We start from the raw sequence: 14,193 nt of genomic DNA on the forward strand, positions 1-14,193 counted from the left end.
GCATAATAAAAACCTCATCAATTAGATGAGGTCGCCACTCAATACCATTGTACGCTTGCCCTTATTATCAAAATTATGCCATTTTTTTGCCCTTGAAAATCCATTGAATATACTTGCTTATTTTTTATTTTTAATATCCTTGAAAAATTGCCTAATTGTATAATTATCAAAGATTCTTACCATTATCAATAAATAGGTAATTGGCACTATATATAGAGCTCCCCTCCAACTAAAATTTGGGGGATTCACTGACATTTTATAAGTTACACATATTAAAATTAATGTAGAAAGTATAATAAAACTGTTTACAAATGTTGGATGCCTAAGATACCACTTATTCTCACTATTGCCACTATCCAAATTTTTGTTAGATAATTTAGCTATTGAATTTAATAATAAAAACATCATTAATAAAATACCTAAAAATCCAATACAAGCTATAAGTAAAGAATCTACTAAATTGAAAGAATTATTTTTATAAATTGAAGTGAACGATTGTATTCCTCCAAATGCAGTCATAAGTATTGCTGCAAATATCCCCAGAATAGAAATATATTGAGAAATCATATCATTTTGCTTGTCATTAATTTCTTTATATCTTCGTTCTATTTCAATTAAATCTTTATCAGCTTTCTCTTTGAAAGTTTCTATTGATTTACTGAGACCTGAAATTTCTCGCTTTTGCTTCTCATATAAACCACGTTTTTGAGAAATCGCTAAATTTATATGCTCAATTATCTTATGCATTACAATAATGCCATTTTTTTCCTTATCTTCAATCTTATCAATTTCTATAATAGCTTTAGTTTCTTTTGTTATTTCATCAAATTGAGAAGTACCCTTACTTAAATCGATATCCTCAGTTTTATATGTTTTTAATATATAGTCGTTTACCTTAGATTGAATTACGGTTACAAAATCAGTTTCCATTTCTTCATCTTTATCTAATTCTATATCCATTGAAAATATTATATCTGTCAGTGATGAGTATGGGATATATTGAGGCTCAATACTTTGACAAATGTTTTGTAATTTATCTACATCAAAATTTTCTCCACTATAATCACTAGGTCTTTCTGTATATTCTCTATACTCCGAATTAAATATCATATCAATTTCTTGTTTACTTTTATTAAAATCTATTTTCCATTCATCTTTTAAATCTTTTACAGATACTAGCTTACTGTTTGACATTAAAAGCTTCCTCTATATTCTCAAAGTTATAACTTGGTCTTTTGTTATTATATTTTATTTCATCTTCTTGTTCTCTCCAAAATTGGTGATTATGGCTAATTTTCACTAGCTTAAATGGATCCACATCTATTAAAAGATCTATTATTTCATTCACTTCTCCAGAATTTAATTTCATCGAATTTACACCCAACTCTTCAATAGGTCTATTTTTGTATTTTTTATATTTTTCATAGACATCAGGGACAACTGGTCCATACAACCAAGCTTCCATTTTATCGTTATTAAACATCTCTTCTGCTAACTCTCTATTATTTTCAAGCATAAACCCTAAAGTAAAATACATGATTTTTTGTAATTGTAAATTTGTAATAGGAGTGTCTATAACGTTTGCTCTATGCAGAATATGGTCCGCTAATTCTCTCATTATCATCAACCTCCCCTAGTGTATCTCTTGATATATTAAAAAAGACAGTACATTATGTACCGTCATAGTTGTCAATCAACTCTCTCATTTATTATATACCTTTTTATATTATTCGTAAACTTTACATCTAGGCAAGAATTACGTACATTCAAGCAATTTTGAACTATTTAAATTCATGTCATATTATAATTTCAAAAAAATTATAATAAATAGAAATGGAGTAATACAATGGAAAACTATAATTTAAAAAGTATTGATAGAAGTTTAAATACAATTGCTAGCCACTATGCATACAAAGATAAACAAAAAGAATCAACTATTAATAATATTTGGAGTTTGTTAAACTCTTCAAGAATCATAGAGATATTTCACTTCTTGTCTTTGATTGCTATTTTTAAGTTTATATTATTATTTTTACATATCATTAAAAGTAACCACTTTCAATTACCTATATTCAAAGAAATAGGCTCGTGGAAATGGTTGAATTTATTGAATATCTCTTTATACCCTATATATGAATTTCTCGTATATTTCTTTGTTTTTCTTTTTATAATAACAGCGATCAATGTAACTACTAGACATACTTCGTTTACCTTAGGTGCAATTGGTGATATTGCTGAAAAATATTTTGTAATTGTTTTCAATATCATCGGTATTATTTTCATGGCAAACTATATTTTCCAATTTAACCATGAACTATCATTGTCCTTAAAGCATACAGATTTACCAATGTTTTTCACTATTACTATGCTCATCTTCTATTTTATATGCGTTCCAATTATGACATGGTCAGAATCAAAGCGCATAAATTCTCATTATAGGTAACAAACAAACCCACTCCCCCGTTCAGAGGAAGTGGGTTGTCATAATAAAATATTATGTTTAACTTTCTACTCACTTGATTTAGCTTTATTGATTTTGTAAATAGCAAATATGATTACAATCACTATGGTTATTAAATCAAATGAATGTATAAAGGCATCTCCAAATGCTTTATCTTGCCAAAAATAACGGATATTAAATAATAAAATAGATTGTATAAAAACCGCGATAAATGCACCTATAGTCCATTTATTAAATAAAAAGCAATAACCAATAAATAGAAGTGTTAAAATTGTTATTATTAGCATCACGACATTTGGTATATACATATTTAATTCTCCTTATTTCTCTTATTTAAGTACTTGTAAGAAGCGAATATAAAAACTCTCTTAAATATTCTTCACAAAACGCCGCTAATGTTATTACTGGTACCACTGCAAATATATAGATTTTAACTGTATTAGAAAGTGATTTTACAACTGATATTCTTTCACTACTATTCTTTTTAAATACCTCTTTTATTTTACTTCTAATTGATTTTTTTAGCTGAAATAATACACTTGCAAATATACAAAACCCTAAGATTTCTAATAAGGTATGTGGTATTATTGATAAAATAATAGATGTAGCTTTATAAATATCAATTTTTATTGCAATACCAATTACAATACCTGGTAATATTGAACTATATATTAAGTTAAATAAATATAAAAATTGTATAGGTATTAATGAAAGTATAAACATCTGCAACGGAACAACAAGGCCATTATTCACAATATACTTAAAAACACTACCTAAACCTGAAGATTCCTTAACAGATCCAGGTATACCGTTATCTATACTTTTAATGACTTCTTTCATGTTTATATTAATACTATATGTAATTGCAATTGTTAAAATCATAATACTAAGACTAAATAAAAGTATTTTTAGAGTTCTACTAATGAAACCTTTATCAATTTCTAACATAGACTACCTCCATATTTTATGTAGTTCATAATCAAATATACACTAACATATTTTTTGTTAAATTTATATTGTACATAAAACACCCACCAGATCTTGTACTGATGGGTGGACATTATTAACTAACTACCTTTTTTAAAATTTTCTTTGAATCCTTTTTTAATATCCTCAATCATGGAACTACTACCTACTAGGTTTGAAAATGTACTCATTACAAAAGTTATTATTTTTCCAATGATATCCATATAGCATTCTCCTTTACTATATAGATACCTTGTTTACAATAAAATAATCATACTCATAACATAATATAGCTTTAATCTTCCAACGGAACATCATCTATAATTTTAGTTCTATTAGGGTACTTCTTATCCATTTCCTCTTCTGCTTCATCATCCCACTCACCTACATTAATGATTACCGGTGTATCACCAGTGAGTTCATGCTTATCTGTAAATAGTGTATGGTATTTACCAAGTAGATCACGCGCTTTTAAACGGTCACTAATTTTAATCGGTACTTCCACCATCTCAACACTTTCGTTGTAAATGATATTGTATTTGCCTGTATCTGGATTCTTAACGTATTCACCACGTTTAGTGACTACCTCTTTCATTTCTGTTTCTTCCCCTACTGCTGCATTAGATAGTAGATGTAGAATCTCATTTGCAGAAAGCACGTTATCATCAATAACCTTACTTTTAACCTCATTCAGATAGTTTGCTACCTTTTCATTCTTAAGTAACCTATGGCCTTGTGTATGGGCACTCTGTGGACTGTAGCCTGCCTTGATAGCCGACTGCGTTAAGTTTAGAGTCTTTAGATATTCAGAAACAAATTTCTCTTGTCTTGGATTTAATTCGCTCAAATAATCACCTCTTCTTCAAACTTTGATTTCTTCGCCAGTTGGCGTATAAAGTTCGTGATAAAATGGTGTATTTCCTGCCGATTTTCCGTTGTGTATCATTTGCTTTTGAACATTGTATTCATCAGCCAAACGATTAATCTGTCTATCAGCATAATTAATTGAATTATCATATTGCGCTCTTAAATCAAGCACCTTACTTTTGGCTTCGCGATATTCATTTCGAATGTTCAATAAAGTATTTGCTTCTTCTTCGTATTTCTCTTGATACTCAAGCTCCAATAATTGTGCATGTTTAGCTATTTTTTTAGATTGTACTTGAATTACTTCGGGTAACGTATCAATCATAACTGCAAACCGTCTTGATTTACGTTGTATTTCATCTTCTAATTGTTGCAGATCTTCTTGTAATTCCTCTGATTTTTCAATCTCATTATTAATAACAAAATCTTTATACTTATTCTTTAATTGCTGCAATGCTTCTTCTTGCTCACCTAATTCTCTTGATAAAGCTTTAATACTTTGTTCATAATCCAATACATATTGAATAGCTTTTTGTATTGCTTCATTATTTTTCATGAATTATCCTCCCTAATACTGAAACAGCTCTCTGTTTTGAGCTATTTGGTTTGTTCTTTCACTATCATCTTTTATGTTCATGATTTTCTCACGCTTTTCATTACGTTCAATATCAGTTAAATGATCATTCGGATTCTGTTTCTTTTGCTCTTCAATTTCTGCTTGCTTCTTTTCTGTAAATTTATTTAATCGGTATTGCTGTATATCGGTAAGTTCCAGTTCATCTACCATTTCATTTAAATGTTCATTAGATAAGTAATTTGTGTTCAATTCTACCTCGCCCCTCTTCTTTAATTTGTTTAGCGTGCGCTTCATTACTTTCACGCCGTTCGACTTCTCTTAGTTCATTTCTTTTTGTACGATCATCTATTACTATTTCATATAATTCCGACTTTAATCTATCTATAATGTCTGGTATATAAGTAGCATTAGATTTCATGTATCGCTTAATATCATTCTGTTCATTAATGGTGTACTTACCTATCACCTTATAAAAGGCTTTTAGGTCTCTTTGACTCTTACGCACAAACTTATCAAGCTTCTGCTTTTGTTCCATTATCTCTATTGCTAAAGTCTCTAGTGGAAAAGCTTCATAATAGATTTGATGTAGGTATTCATCACTAGCTAAGTGAGGATAAGTACGGTCATACATCGCTTCTATATCTTCTTCTGCGCCACTTATCTTTTCTGAGATGTAGTAAGGATTAAACCTTGTAAGTAATTCATAATCACTAACTTCTTTCTTTATTTCATATGTCACTGGTGGCTCATATGTGCCATATACAAGCTCTGGTTGATTATCAATAATAATACTCACCTACTATACCTCTAGTTTCTTAATAGCTTCTAAACGCTTTAAATTGCCTTCTACAATGCTATATATTGTATTGTATGCCAACACTTTATCTTCTGGTGTTTCAATAATAAAATATCCACGCTTATCTTTTGTTCTAGCACTACCAATCGGATAGCCGTAACGTATACTTAAATCACTGGTAATACTATGCAACCATCTATAATTATGATTATTTATTTCATATCCTAATTGTCTTAGAATCTTATCTCTGGTAATATACTTAATCGGTGCATTTATTATCACATTGAGAACTTGGCGGTGATCATCTGGTAATTCCTGCACCTTTTCTTTTTCCATTATTTTATTCATCATTTCACCTCGATTCATTTTACTTTATACAGTAATTATACCATTTTTACACGTTTATAACAAACTAACGTTCGCTATTTTGTAGTGTTTTAAGACTATTAATCATTCTTTAAATAACTGTCAACAAAGACTTCAAACAGTATATTCATACATAATCACACTATTCCATTAATAGAACTAATGTTCGTTTTTAGAATATGTAATTGATATTTTATTATCTAATTCATAATGATATAATCATTGTCAAAACGCTATTATAATTGGTGGTTCCTCATGAAAAAATATCTATTCATTATCACTGTAATTCTTGCCATAATATTAGGTTTATACATATATATCGGTGCAACATTCAACATCTATTCATTACATTTATCCCCTCAAATATTAATTGGAATCTTTTTAATATTTGCAGGAATTGTTCAATTACTAGGTGGTCCAAAACCATATTTAGCTTATTTATTTATACTCGCTGGAACTGTTTTACTAATTTTAAATTAACAAGTCAAAGGAGAATTACTATGAGCTTACCTGTTGCGATAATATTAGGAATTATTTTTGTACCAGTCTACACATATATAGGTATGCAAATAACATTCAAATATCATAATTACAGAAGAAAGCACTATAATATAAAGCCTATGTCTAATATTCGTATTTATACTGAAGCATTCTTCCTTGTAATAGCTGGTATCGCATTTGTAGCAACACTCATATATATAGCATATTTTAGCTGAGTTAGCTTAAAACCACCTTGCTGATCTAACTATCTCTCTATCTTCCCAACGTTCCGGGAAGATTCTTTGAAAATGAGCTAATATAAAAAGCTAGGGAAGGAACGATTCGTTCCCCCAGATCATGACGTCGTATTTCACGCCCCCCTTTATATGCTTGATATAAGCATTTATAATCGTTATTTAAAAAATATATAACCCACACAAATCATAGCTACTAGCATTTTCTGGCAAAAAGGGAGCACCTAAATAGGTACCCCTTACGTGAGAATTTTACAAATACTTACGTAATACATTCACTTACCGGTTTGTGAAATTAACCTTAAATTATCTTTTCAGTCTATAATCCTCACCATACATTTTTATAGTTGTTGTATTTTTCATCATTCTTGAGAATATTTTTGAAAGGTCTTTATCTCCAGCTAGTTCTTGTTCAGTGTTATTTGTAGTAAAAATATTGTTTTGTCCAGTTCTTAAATTAAGCACATCGAACATTTTTGATTTCCCATAATTTGTGAGAGAAGTTCCATAATCATCAAGAACTAAGAAATCAACACTTTTAATAATTCTATCTAGTTCTTTTTCAGTCATCTCAGAATTTTTATTATAAGTATCTCTGTAGGTAGATACTAATTGAGCAACATCAGCGAATAATACAGTGTATCCTTGCGCTTTTAATTCATACAGGGCTGACATAGCCAAGTGTGATTTCCCTATCCCAAATGACCCCTGTAAAAGCAATGAGCGCTTATTTTCTTTTTCCATTGAAAATTTAGAAACATATCTTTGAACGATTTCTTTTGTTCTAGTTAAATTTTCATTTGGTGGAATATAATTATCAAACGTAGCATTTTTCAAATCCTCATTTAACATTGAATGATTAAAAATACTATTAATCTTTCCACGTTTAATCTTATCCTTATACTTACTAGTATTATTTTTAGCTAATTCAATCATTTCGCAATCACAACCTATACGCACTTCACTACCATTGCTAAACTTCACATAATCATATAGATTGCCACAACGTTCACATCTTAAATCATTTTCTTGTTCTTCAATGCTATATTTCAATTTAGACTTCATATCTTTTAGTTTAGGATTCATCCCCATATCATCCATACTTTTCATAATAGCCCTCCATTATCAAATGCATTCAAGTATTGTTGTCTTTCTGGTGAATTAAGCCAATCATCATTTTCATTACTTGAATTAGTTTTTTCTCGTTTATTCTTTCTAGCTTGTACATCTTCTATTGATTTTATATTGTCGTTATACCAAGATTTCAGAATCGCATTCGTATAACTCCAATTTGTTACATTTTGATTCACTGCTTCTTTTAGTGCTTCAATAACAATCTCTTCACCATTTTCACCAAAATCATTTATCCAATCTTTTATTTGATCTATAATTATAGGCCTCATAATTCCAAAACCATTTTTCTGATAGAAATCATATACGTTGGATTGTTGTGGTTGGTTACTACTGTCATTTTTAGTATTATCATTATAAGTTAAATCATTATTAGTTCTATTATTATTAGTAGTGTGCCCTTTTCGGTTTTCCGTTTCTCCGTTTACCGACAAACCATTTTCCGTACTTCCGTTTTCCGCCAAAGGCATTTCGGTTGGAATCTCATACACTTGGTATTCATATCCTTTAAAAGTTCCATTTTCACTTCTTTTTAAAGTGCGTTTTATATATCCAATACTTATTAGTTCATTTACTGCTGAATTTACCGACTTAACACCATCTTTCATATGCTTTTGTACTTCACTTGTATAAATTTGCCAATCATTTGGTCGACTTAATAAATATAGTAAAATTCCTTTTGATCTGGCTGATAATTTATTGTCATATATAAAATCTTTATGAACTGTTACAAAATTTCCAGATTCCTTATGAACTCTGAATGTTGCCATCTATTCACCCCGATTCTTTTAAATTCATTTACAAATCATCACTATCAAACACGCTTGTTTTTTGATATAATGAATCTGTAATTAATTTCTAAAATTTGTTATTTTGTGCACTATCTGGTAAGTTTGGTCGCTGTTCAGATAGTGCTTTTTCTATGCGCTCATTTATTTCTTCAACTGTGTAACTGAGTTCATCCAATAAAAATTTCAATGTAGATGAAACAATATAATTAAAATCTTGAAATTCCCTAGCATGATTGGCTAATGAATATTCTTTACCTCTTTCAAAAGTCCTTACTGCTTCCTCATCATAAGTTTGACGGTCGCACACCATATTCAGTACTGCTTGTAATTTCCTCTCGAAATTTCCACTATTTAAATCTTCTTTGATAATTTTTAATTCTTGCATGTTATATCCCCTACTTTCTTAACATCATATTTTCTTTGAAATCTAATACATTACCTGTGGCCATACTATGTCCTAACATTAAATCTAATTGCTTTGATAACTTACGTTGTTCTTTGATGTGACCCTTCATCTTATCGATTAGCTTATTTTCAACTAATTGCAAAGCTGCACTATCTTTCATAACGTCATTGAACATTTCTCTGACTTCCTCTAACATTTCTAAATTATCTGCATTGGCTTGTATATGTCCTACGACTTCCCATTGCTTCTGGTATAAATCAAATAATTTTTTGTTATCCATTTAACTATTTCCTTTACTTATAAAATATTTGATATTCCTTATGCTCATCTTGAATAACATCAATCAACTTTTCGATTTGCTGCTTAGCTAAATACAAATCATTCAATCCATCTTCTCTTGCGAATTTGCTTAAATTACTTAAATTTGAATCTACAACTAATCCTTGAACTGTTTTACCAATATCTTCCATAGATTCCATACATGTAAAATCCATAGCCATATCTCTAATAACATCCTTATCTTGACTACTAATTAACCTCTTACCTACTAATTCAGCAATTATAATTGCTTGATCTCTATCAAATCTTTTTAGCCTTTTCATACCTTTATTTCCCTTACGATCTGCATATAGTTTATACATTAGTTCCTTGTAATCTTCTTTAGTAATATTTGTCATTTTATTCAACCTCCATGTTTGTAAATTTAATTCCGTATGCTATTGCGACAATAAATACTGAAAATGCTACGAAAATATCTGCTACTAAACCAATTAATACAGTTAATATTGATAGAATTGAAATGTACATTAGGTATTTCATATTTTTTCTTCCTCTCACGCTTGCGGGCGTTTATTGTTTTAATTTTTCTAATACCTCATCAATATCCTTGCGATCGTAATACCATGACTTACCTTGTCTACGTTTACGAAGTCCTGCAATTTCCCAATTAGTAATATCTGCATGTGTACATCGGTACTCTTTCATAACCTCATTTTGTCTTAGCCAACGTTTTTGTGACTGTCTGGCCTTTTCTATCGCTAACTTCTCAGCAAGACTTACAATGTCACTCACAAGTTGCTGGCTTGCTTCATTGCTTAGTAATTGATTCATTTAATTCACCACACTTCCTCAAAACTGAATAAATCTTCAATTTCAACTTCTAAAGTTTCAGCAATTTTTTTTGCTAATTTAGGGCTTGGGCTTTTTTTACCATTTAGTATTTGACTTAAATAAGAAACTCCTACACCGATTTTTTCTGCAAATGATGAAACGTTAAAGCCTTTAATAAACATCAACTTTTTTGCTTTTTTGTTATCAAGGTATACACTCATATTTTTCACCTCCATTAATATGCGAATGTTTTGTATACAATAAAATAGATAAACACTGTTTTTTTGCATATATTTCATTCGCTAATTACATACTACAATCATTCCTTATTTTTTGCAAATACTTTTTACAAAAAATTTTATTTCCATTGGATTTTTTTAAACAAAACGTTCATAATATATTTTAGAGGTGAGAAAATGATAATTTGCACATTAAAAAAATACATGGAATTATTCGAAGTCAATCAATCATATTTATCCGAAGAAACAGGTATTACAAGACCCACTTTGCTATCTTTGATAAAAAATGAAAATAAGAATATAAAATATGAAAATATAGATGCTCTTTGTAATTTTTTTGGTATAGAGTTGTCTGATTTACTTTTATATTCTCCAGTACCAATCAAACTCTTACTTAGTAAATGGAACAAACTAGAAACAAAGTTTTCACATGATGACGAGAAAGACGATTATTTTGTAGAAGATACGCATTTGTTAATGTATAACATCAACAATGTAAAATACATTTTTGAGAGTAAGCCAGATCAAGTGGTAATTAATCAACTTAAAGAAGGTGAAAACAACCAACCTTTATATATGATTTATAGTTGTTCTATAGAAAAAGAAGATTATGAAGATTTATTAAGAAGAGGATTTAATAAAGAGTTTTTTGATTATTATAATGATCTTAGGGATATTAAAAATAGTATTCTCACTAGCCTTAATAATAGATTTGATTCGAATCTAGAGGAACAAGATTTAACTGTTGAAATAATCTTTTCCATATCAAACGCTCCAGATATAGAAGAAATAAAAAATGACATTTCCTTTCTTCCAACAGATGATTTAAATCTATTAGAAAAGGAAATAAAAATTCTTTTAAATAAAGAAAATAGTTAATCATCGCACCATGAGGTAACCAATCCTTAATGGTGTGTCAATCCAATCTCACGCATGCGGGCAAAGAGGAAAGGATTGATTTTATGATTAAGAAATACAAGAAAAAAGACGGTACTAATGCCTATATGTTTGTAGCATATTTAGGCACTGATCCAGTAACTGGAAAACAAAAACGTACGACTAGAAGAGGTTTCAAATCTGAAAGAGAAGCAAAAATTGCAGAAGCTAAATTGCAAACAGAAGTACAACAAAATGGATTTCTGAATAATGAGATTACCACATTTAAAGAAGTTTACGAGTTGTGGTTAGAACAATATCAAAATACTGTAAGAGAAAGCACCTATCAGCGTGTACTCACACTATTTGAAACTGCAATACTAGAACACTTTAAAGATATTCCAGTTAAGAAAATTACTATACCTTACTGTCAAAAAGTTATTAACAAATGGAATAAGAAGTATAAGGATATGAAAGCGATTAGAATCTATACATCTAATGTACTTGAATATGCTGTGAATCTAAAAATCATTGCTGATAATCCATTCAGACATATAAAACAACCACGTAAGAATGAAGTTAAGCAAGATGATTCATACACATACTACTCTAGTGACGAATTACAGACGTTTTTGGGCTTTGTAGAAGACAAACCGATGTATCATGCCATTTTTAGAACATTGGCTTTTACGGGCTTTAGACGTGGTGAGTTGATGGCTTTAACTTGGGAAGATGTCGACTTTGACAAGAAAACAATAACTATAAACAAAACATGTGCTAGAGGTAAAGACTACAAATTAGTTATTCAAGCACCGAAAACTAAAGCATCATTTAGAACAATCAGTATTGATGATAAAACGTTAGATATATTAAAACATTGGAAAACGCAACAACGTATTGAATCATTAAAATTCGGTCACAACACCATGAATAAAAAGCAACATCTATTTACTGATGTTACTACTAACAAACTTTTATATCCTGAACACTGTAATAAAGTATTAAATGATATATGTAAAAATAATAATTTTAAGCGTATTAAGTTACATGGCTTCCGTCATGTTCATTGTTCACTTTTATTTGAAGCTGGTCTAACTATTCAAGAAGTGCAAGATAGATTAGGTCATGGTGATATAAAAACCACAATGGATATATACGCACATGTAACTGAAAAACAACGTGATAAAGTTGCTGATAAATTTGCTAATTACATTAATTTTTAGACAGAACGTATTCAAAACGTATTCAAGGCAAAATAAAAAGAGCTAGAAAGTGCATAATAGCAACGTTTCTAACTCTTTTTATATGCTTATATATTATTCCCACTCGATGGTACTTGGGGGCTTAGATGTAATATCATAGACAACACGGTTCACGTGGTCTACTTCATTAACGATTCTGCTTGAAATTTTTTGTAAGACTTCCCAATCAATACGCGCAAAGTCACTTGTCATACCATCAATGGATGTCACTGCGCGAATACCAACAGTATGATCATACGTCCGGTAGTCTCCCATGACACCTACGGATTGAATACCAGGTAACACTGTGAAGTATTGCCATATATCGCGTTCAAGACCTTCTTCACGAATGACTTGTCTTAAAATCGCATCTGATTCGCGTACGATTTCAAGTTTATCTTCTGTAATTTCACCTAGCACACGAATACCTAAACCTGGACCTGGGAAAGGCTGTCTCCATACTAAGTGTTCTGGAATACCTAATTCGATACCTAATTCACGTACCTCATCTTTGAATAATGTATTAATAGGTTCAATTAATTGGAATTCCATATCTTCAGGCAATCCGCCTACATTATGATGTGATTTAATCGTTTGTGCTGTTTTTGTACCTGATTCAATAACGTCTGTATACAATGTACCTTGCGCTAAGAAATCAACACCTTTTAGCTTAGATGCTTCATCATCAAAGACATAAACGAATTCATTACCAATGATTTTACGTTTTTGTTCCGGATCTGACACACCTTGCAATTTGTTCATAAAACGTTCTTGAGCATCGACACGAATGATGTTCATGTTGAAGCCCTCACCAAATTGTTCCATGACCATGTCGCCTTCACCTTTACGTAATAAACCATGGTCTACGAAAATACATGTTAATTGGTCACCAATCGCTTTGTGTAATAATACAGCAACAACAGATGAGTCTACACCACCACTCATTGCACATAGCACCTTGCGATCACCAACAAGTTCGCGGATTTTTTCAACTTCAATATCAATAAAGTTTTCCATTGACCATTCACCAGTACATTCACACACACGACGTACGAAGTTACGTAATAAATCGTTACCAAATTCAGTATGACGTACTTCAGGATGGAATTGAACACCATAAATACGGCGTGATTTATCTTCAATTGCTGCATAGTTTGTGCTTGGACTATCTGCAATCACTTCAAAACCTTCTGGGATTTCGATCACTTTATCTGAATGACTCATCCAAACATTTTGTTCTTCAGGAAGTCCGAAGAATAATTCATCCGTTTTCGCATTAATCACTGCTTTACCGTATTCTCTTTCATTGGCACGTTCAACTTTGCCGCCTAACAATTTAGTTGTTAATTGCATGCCATAACAAATACCTAGAATAGGAATACCTAAATTGTAAATTTCTGGGTCAATCGTAAAAGAGTTCTCTTCATATACTGAATTTGGTCCTCCTGAAAGGATAATCCCTTTCGGATTCATGCGTTTAATTTCTTCAATGCTGATTTCATGGTCGTGCAGTTCACTATACACACCCATTTCACGTATACGACGTGTAATTAATTGGTTATATTGGCTACCAAAATCTAAAACAAGTATGAGCTCTTGCTCTTTCGCCATTTCCATAACTTTAAATCTCCT

General features: G+C 30.5%; 24 protein-coding genes. 5 read left to right on the forward strand and 19 right to left on the reverse strand.

What is annotated here, in order from left to right:
• Positions 1 to 117 precede the first annotated feature (117 nt).
• Entirely contained in the window at positions 118 to 1,194 is a 1,077-nt protein-coding gene (locus MUA21_RS12270) for a hypothetical protein (protein WP_262561411.1), read from the reverse strand.
• Positions 1,181 to 1,618 (reverse strand): Panacea domain-containing protein, encoded by a 438-nt coding sequence (locus MUA21_RS12275; RefSeq protein WP_069996215.1) that lies wholly within the window; start codon positions 1,616 to 1,618, stop codon positions 1,181 to 1,183. The genes MUA21_RS12270 and MUA21_RS12275 overlap by 14 nt, the downstream gene beginning before the upstream one ends.
• Before the next feature lie 228 nt (positions 1,619 to 1,846).
• Between MUA21_RS12275 and MUA21_RS12280 the strand changes: the two genes are divergently transcribed.
• The gene (locus tag MUA21_RS12280; RefSeq protein WP_069996216.1) at positions 1,847 to 2,443 is read left to right on the forward strand and encodes a hypothetical protein; all 597 of its coding nucleotides are present in this window, start codon (positions 1,847 to 1,849) and stop codon (positions 2,441 to 2,443) included.
• Between the two features lie 65 nt (positions 2,444 to 2,508).
• Here MUA21_RS12280 and MUA21_RS12285 read toward each other — a convergent pair whose 3' ends face one another.
• The 8 genes from MUA21_RS12285 to MUA21_RS12320 all read right to left on the reverse strand — a co-directional run bounded on the left by MUA21_RS12285 (position 2,509) and on the right by MUA21_RS12320 (position 6,033).
• Positions 2,509 to 2,769 (reverse strand): hypothetical protein, encoded by a 261-nt coding sequence (locus MUA21_RS12285; RefSeq protein WP_262561412.1) that lies wholly within the window; start codon positions 2,767 to 2,769, stop codon positions 2,509 to 2,511.
• 25 nt (positions 2,770 to 2,794) lie between these two features.
• Positions 2,795 to 3,409, reverse strand: a complete 615-nt coding sequence (locus MUA21_RS12290; protein WP_262561413.1) for a stage II sporulation protein M — start codon at positions 3,407 to 3,409, stop codon at positions 2,795 to 2,797.
• A 119-nt stretch (positions 3,410 to 3,528) separates the two neighbouring features.
• Positions 3,529 to 3,651 carry a hypothetical protein gene (locus MUA21_RS12295; RefSeq protein ID WP_258953796.1) on the reverse strand — a complete coding sequence of 41 codons (123 nt, stop codon included), beginning with the start codon at positions 3,649 to 3,651 and terminating at the stop codon, positions 3,529 to 3,531.
• A 71-nt stretch (positions 3,652 to 3,722) separates the two neighbouring features.
• Positions 3,723 to 4,274: a terminase small subunit gene (locus tag MUA21_RS12300; RefSeq protein ID WP_262561414.1), complete on the reverse strand. Its 552-nt coding sequence runs from the start codon at positions 4,272 to 4,274 to the stop codon at positions 3,723 to 3,725.
• A gap of 15 nt (positions 4,275 to 4,289) precedes the next feature.
• A complete protein-coding gene (locus tag MUA21_RS12305; RefSeq protein WP_262561415.1) occupies positions 4,290 to 4,850 on the reverse strand; it encodes a GumC domain-containing protein in 561 nt (186 codons plus the stop codon).
• Positions 4,851 to 4,862: 12 nt separating this feature from the next.
• Complete coding sequence (locus MUA21_RS12310) at positions 4,863 to 5,120, reverse strand: hypothetical protein (protein ID WP_262561416.1); 258 nt, start codon at positions 5,118 to 5,120, stop codon at positions 4,863 to 4,865.
• Positions 5,098 to 5,667 carry an encapsidation protein CP3 gene (locus MUA21_RS12315; RefSeq protein WP_262561418.1) on the reverse strand — a complete coding sequence of 190 codons (570 nt, stop codon included), beginning with the start codon at positions 5,665 to 5,667 and terminating at the stop codon, positions 5,098 to 5,100. The genes MUA21_RS12310 and MUA21_RS12315 overlap by 23 nt, the downstream gene beginning before the upstream one ends.
• A gap of 3 nt (positions 5,668 to 5,670) precedes the next feature.
• A complete protein-coding gene (locus MUA21_RS12320; protein ID WP_262561419.1) occupies positions 5,671 to 6,033 on the reverse strand; it encodes a pathogenicity island protein in 363 nt (120 codons plus the stop codon).
• A 255-nt stretch (positions 6,034 to 6,288) separates the two neighbouring features.
• Here MUA21_RS12320 and MUA21_RS12325 point away from each other — a divergent pair, with 255 nt between their 5' ends.
• Complete coding sequence (locus MUA21_RS12325) at positions 6,289 to 6,513, forward strand: hypothetical protein (RefSeq protein ID WP_262561420.1); 225 nt, start codon at positions 6,289 to 6,291, stop codon at positions 6,511 to 6,513.
• A 20-nt stretch (positions 6,514 to 6,533) separates the two neighbouring features.
• Positions 6,534 to 6,749, forward strand: coding sequence for a hypothetical protein (locus MUA21_RS12330; RefSeq protein ID WP_262561421.1), 216 nt, complete (start codon positions 6,534 to 6,536; stop codon positions 6,747 to 6,749).
• 324 nt (positions 6,750 to 7,073) lie between these two features.
• On the opposite strand, the gene MUA21_RS12335 is transcribed toward MUA21_RS12330, so the two are convergent.
• The 8 genes from MUA21_RS12335 to MUA21_RS12370 all read right to left on the reverse strand — a co-directional run bounded on the left by MUA21_RS12335 (position 7,074) and on the right by MUA21_RS12370 (position 10,426).
• Positions 7,074 to 7,877: an ATP-binding protein gene (locus MUA21_RS12335; protein ID WP_438873790.1), complete on the reverse strand. Its 804-nt coding sequence runs from the start codon at positions 7,875 to 7,877 to the stop codon at positions 7,074 to 7,076.
• Positions 7,874 to 8,668: a DnaD domain protein gene (locus MUA21_RS12340; protein WP_262561422.1), complete on the reverse strand. Its 795-nt coding sequence runs from the start codon at positions 8,666 to 8,668 to the stop codon at positions 7,874 to 7,876. The genes MUA21_RS12335 and MUA21_RS12340 overlap by 4 nt, the downstream gene beginning before the upstream one ends.
• A gap of 88 nt (positions 8,669 to 8,756) precedes the next feature.
• Positions 8,757 to 9,074, reverse strand: coding sequence for a hypothetical protein (locus MUA21_RS12345; RefSeq protein WP_262561423.1), 318 nt, complete (start codon positions 9,072 to 9,074; stop codon positions 8,757 to 8,759).
• Between the two features lie 10 nt (positions 9,075 to 9,084).
• Positions 9,085 to 9,375: a hypothetical protein gene (locus MUA21_RS12350; RefSeq protein WP_262561424.1), complete on the reverse strand. Its 291-nt coding sequence runs from the start codon at positions 9,373 to 9,375 to the stop codon at positions 9,085 to 9,087.
• 13 nt (positions 9,376 to 9,388) lie between these two features.
• Positions 9,389 to 9,772 carry a hypothetical protein gene (locus tag MUA21_RS12355; protein ID WP_262561425.1) on the reverse strand — a complete coding sequence of 128 codons (384 nt, stop codon included), beginning with the start codon at positions 9,770 to 9,772 and terminating at the stop codon, positions 9,389 to 9,391.
• Position 9,773: 1 nt separating this feature from the next.
• Positions 9,774 to 9,914 (reverse strand): hypothetical protein, encoded by a 141-nt coding sequence (locus MUA21_RS12360; RefSeq protein ID WP_262561426.1) that lies wholly within the window; start codon positions 9,912 to 9,914, stop codon positions 9,774 to 9,776.
• Positions 9,915 to 9,944: 30 nt separating this feature from the next.
• Positions 9,945 to 10,205 carry a DNA-binding protein gene (locus MUA21_RS12365; RefSeq protein ID WP_262561427.1) on the reverse strand — a complete coding sequence of 87 codons (261 nt, stop codon included), beginning with the start codon at positions 10,203 to 10,205 and terminating at the stop codon, positions 9,945 to 9,947.
• A 5-nt stretch (positions 10,206 to 10,210) separates the two neighbouring features.
• Positions 10,211 to 10,426 carry a helix-turn-helix transcriptional regulator gene (locus MUA21_RS12370; RefSeq protein ID WP_262561428.1) on the reverse strand — a complete coding sequence of 72 codons (216 nt, stop codon included), beginning with the start codon at positions 10,424 to 10,426 and terminating at the stop codon, positions 10,211 to 10,213.
• A 195-nt stretch (positions 10,427 to 10,621) separates the two neighbouring features.
• On the opposite strand from MUA21_RS12370, the gene MUA21_RS12375 reads away from it, so the two are divergent.
• Both MUA21_RS12375 and MUA21_RS12380 read left to right on the forward strand, forming a co-directional pair.
• A complete protein-coding gene (locus MUA21_RS12375) occupies positions 10,622 to 11,323 on the forward strand; it encodes a helix-turn-helix domain-containing protein (protein WP_262561429.1) in 702 nt (233 codons plus the stop codon).
• A gap of 83 nt (positions 11,324 to 11,406) precedes the next feature.
• The gene (locus MUA21_RS12380) at positions 11,407 to 12,543 is read left to right on the forward strand and encodes a site-specific integrase (protein ID WP_262561430.1); all 1,137 of its coding nucleotides are present in this window, start codon (positions 11,407 to 11,409) and stop codon (positions 12,541 to 12,543) included.
• A gap of 93 nt (positions 12,544 to 12,636) precedes the next feature.
• Here the strand turns inward: MUA21_RS12380 and guaA are convergent, their stop codons facing one another.
• Positions 12,637 to 14,178, reverse strand: a complete 1,542-nt coding sequence (gene guaA / locus MUA21_RS12385) for a glutamine-hydrolyzing GMP synthase (protein WP_019469906.1) — start codon at positions 14,176 to 14,178, stop codon at positions 12,637 to 12,639.
• Positions 14,179 to 14,193 lie beyond the last annotated feature (15 nt).

This window comes from Staphylococcus ureilyticus (assembly GCF_025558845.1).
GTDB classification, from domain to species: Bacteria; Bacillota; Bacilli; order Staphylococcales; family Staphylococcaceae; genus Staphylococcus; species Staphylococcus ureilyticus.

Bases quoted from the DNA above. Each gene is read 5' to 3' on its own strand.
- MUA21_RS12270 (WP_262561411.1), bottom strand. From the start codon at position 1,194: ATGTCAAACAGTAAGCTAGTATCTGTAAAAGATTTAAAAGATGAATGG.
- MUA21_RS12275 (WP_069996215.1), bottom strand. From the start codon at position 1,618: ATGAGAGAATTAGCGGACCATATTCTGCATAGAGCAAACGTTATAGAC.
- MUA21_RS12280 (WP_069996216.1), top strand. From the start codon at position 1,847: ATGGAAAACTATAATTTAAAAAGTATTGATAGAAGTTTAAATACAATT.
- MUA21_RS12285 (WP_262561412.1), bottom strand. From the start codon at position 2,769: ATGTATATACCAAATGTCGTGATGCTAATAATAACAATTTTAACACTT.
- MUA21_RS12290 (WP_262561413.1), bottom strand. From the start codon at position 3,409: ATGTTAGAAATTGATAAAGGTTTCATTAGTAGAACTCTAAAAATACTT.
- MUA21_RS12295 (WP_258953796.1), bottom strand. From the start codon at position 3,651: ATGGATATCATTGGAAAAATAATAACTTTTGTAATGAGTACATTTTCA.
- MUA21_RS12305 (WP_262561415.1), bottom strand. From the start codon at position 4,850: ATGAAAAATAATGAAGCAATACAAAAAGCTATTCAATATGTATTGGAT.
- MUA21_RS12320 (WP_262561419.1), bottom strand. From the start codon at position 6,033: ATGAATCGAGGTGAAATGATGAATAAAATAATGGAAAAAGAAAAGGTG.
- MUA21_RS12325 (WP_262561420.1), top strand. From the start codon at position 6,289: ATGAAAAAATATCTATTCATTATCACTGTAATTCTTGCCATAATATTA.
- MUA21_RS12330 (WP_262561421.1), top strand. From the start codon at position 6,534: ATGAGCTTACCTGTTGCGATAATATTAGGAATTATTTTTGTACCAGTC.
- MUA21_RS12335 (WP_438873790.1), bottom strand. From the start codon at position 7,877: ATGAAAAGTATGGATGATATGGGGATGAATCCTAAACTAAAAGATATG.
- MUA21_RS12340 (WP_262561422.1), bottom strand. From the start codon at position 8,668: ATGGCAACATTCAGAGTTCATAAGGAATCTGGAAATTTTGTAACAGTT.
- MUA21_RS12345 (WP_262561423.1), bottom strand. From the start codon at position 9,074: ATGCAAGAATTAAAAATTATCAAAGAAGATTTAAATAGTGGAAATTTC.
- MUA21_RS12350 (WP_262561424.1), bottom strand. From the start codon at position 9,375: ATGGATAACAAAAAATTATTTGATTTATACCAGAAGCAATGGGAAGTC.
- MUA21_RS12355 (WP_262561425.1), bottom strand. From the start codon at position 9,772: ATGACAAATATTACTAAAGAAGATTACAAGGAACTAATGTATAAACTA.
- MUA21_RS12360 (WP_262561426.1), bottom strand. From the start codon at position 9,914: ATGAAATACCTAATGTACATTTCAATTCTATCAATATTAACTGTATTA.
- MUA21_RS12365 (WP_262561427.1), bottom strand. From the start codon at position 10,205: ATGAATCAATTACTAAGCAATGAAGCAAGCCAGCAACTTGTGAGTGAC.
- MUA21_RS12370 (WP_262561428.1), bottom strand. From the start codon at position 10,426: ATGAGTGTATACCTTGATAACAAAAAAGCAAAAAAGTTGATGTTTATT.
- MUA21_RS12375 (WP_262561429.1), top strand. From the start codon at position 10,622: ATGATAATTTGCACATTAAAAAAATACATGGAATTATTCGAAGTCAAT.
- MUA21_RS12380 (WP_262561430.1), top strand. From the start codon at position 11,407: ATGATTAAGAAATACAAGAAAAAAGACGGTACTAATGCCTATATGTTT.
- guaA (WP_019469906.1), bottom strand. From the start codon at position 14,178: ATGGAAATGGCGAAAGAGCAAGAGCTCATACTTGTTTTAGATTTTGGT.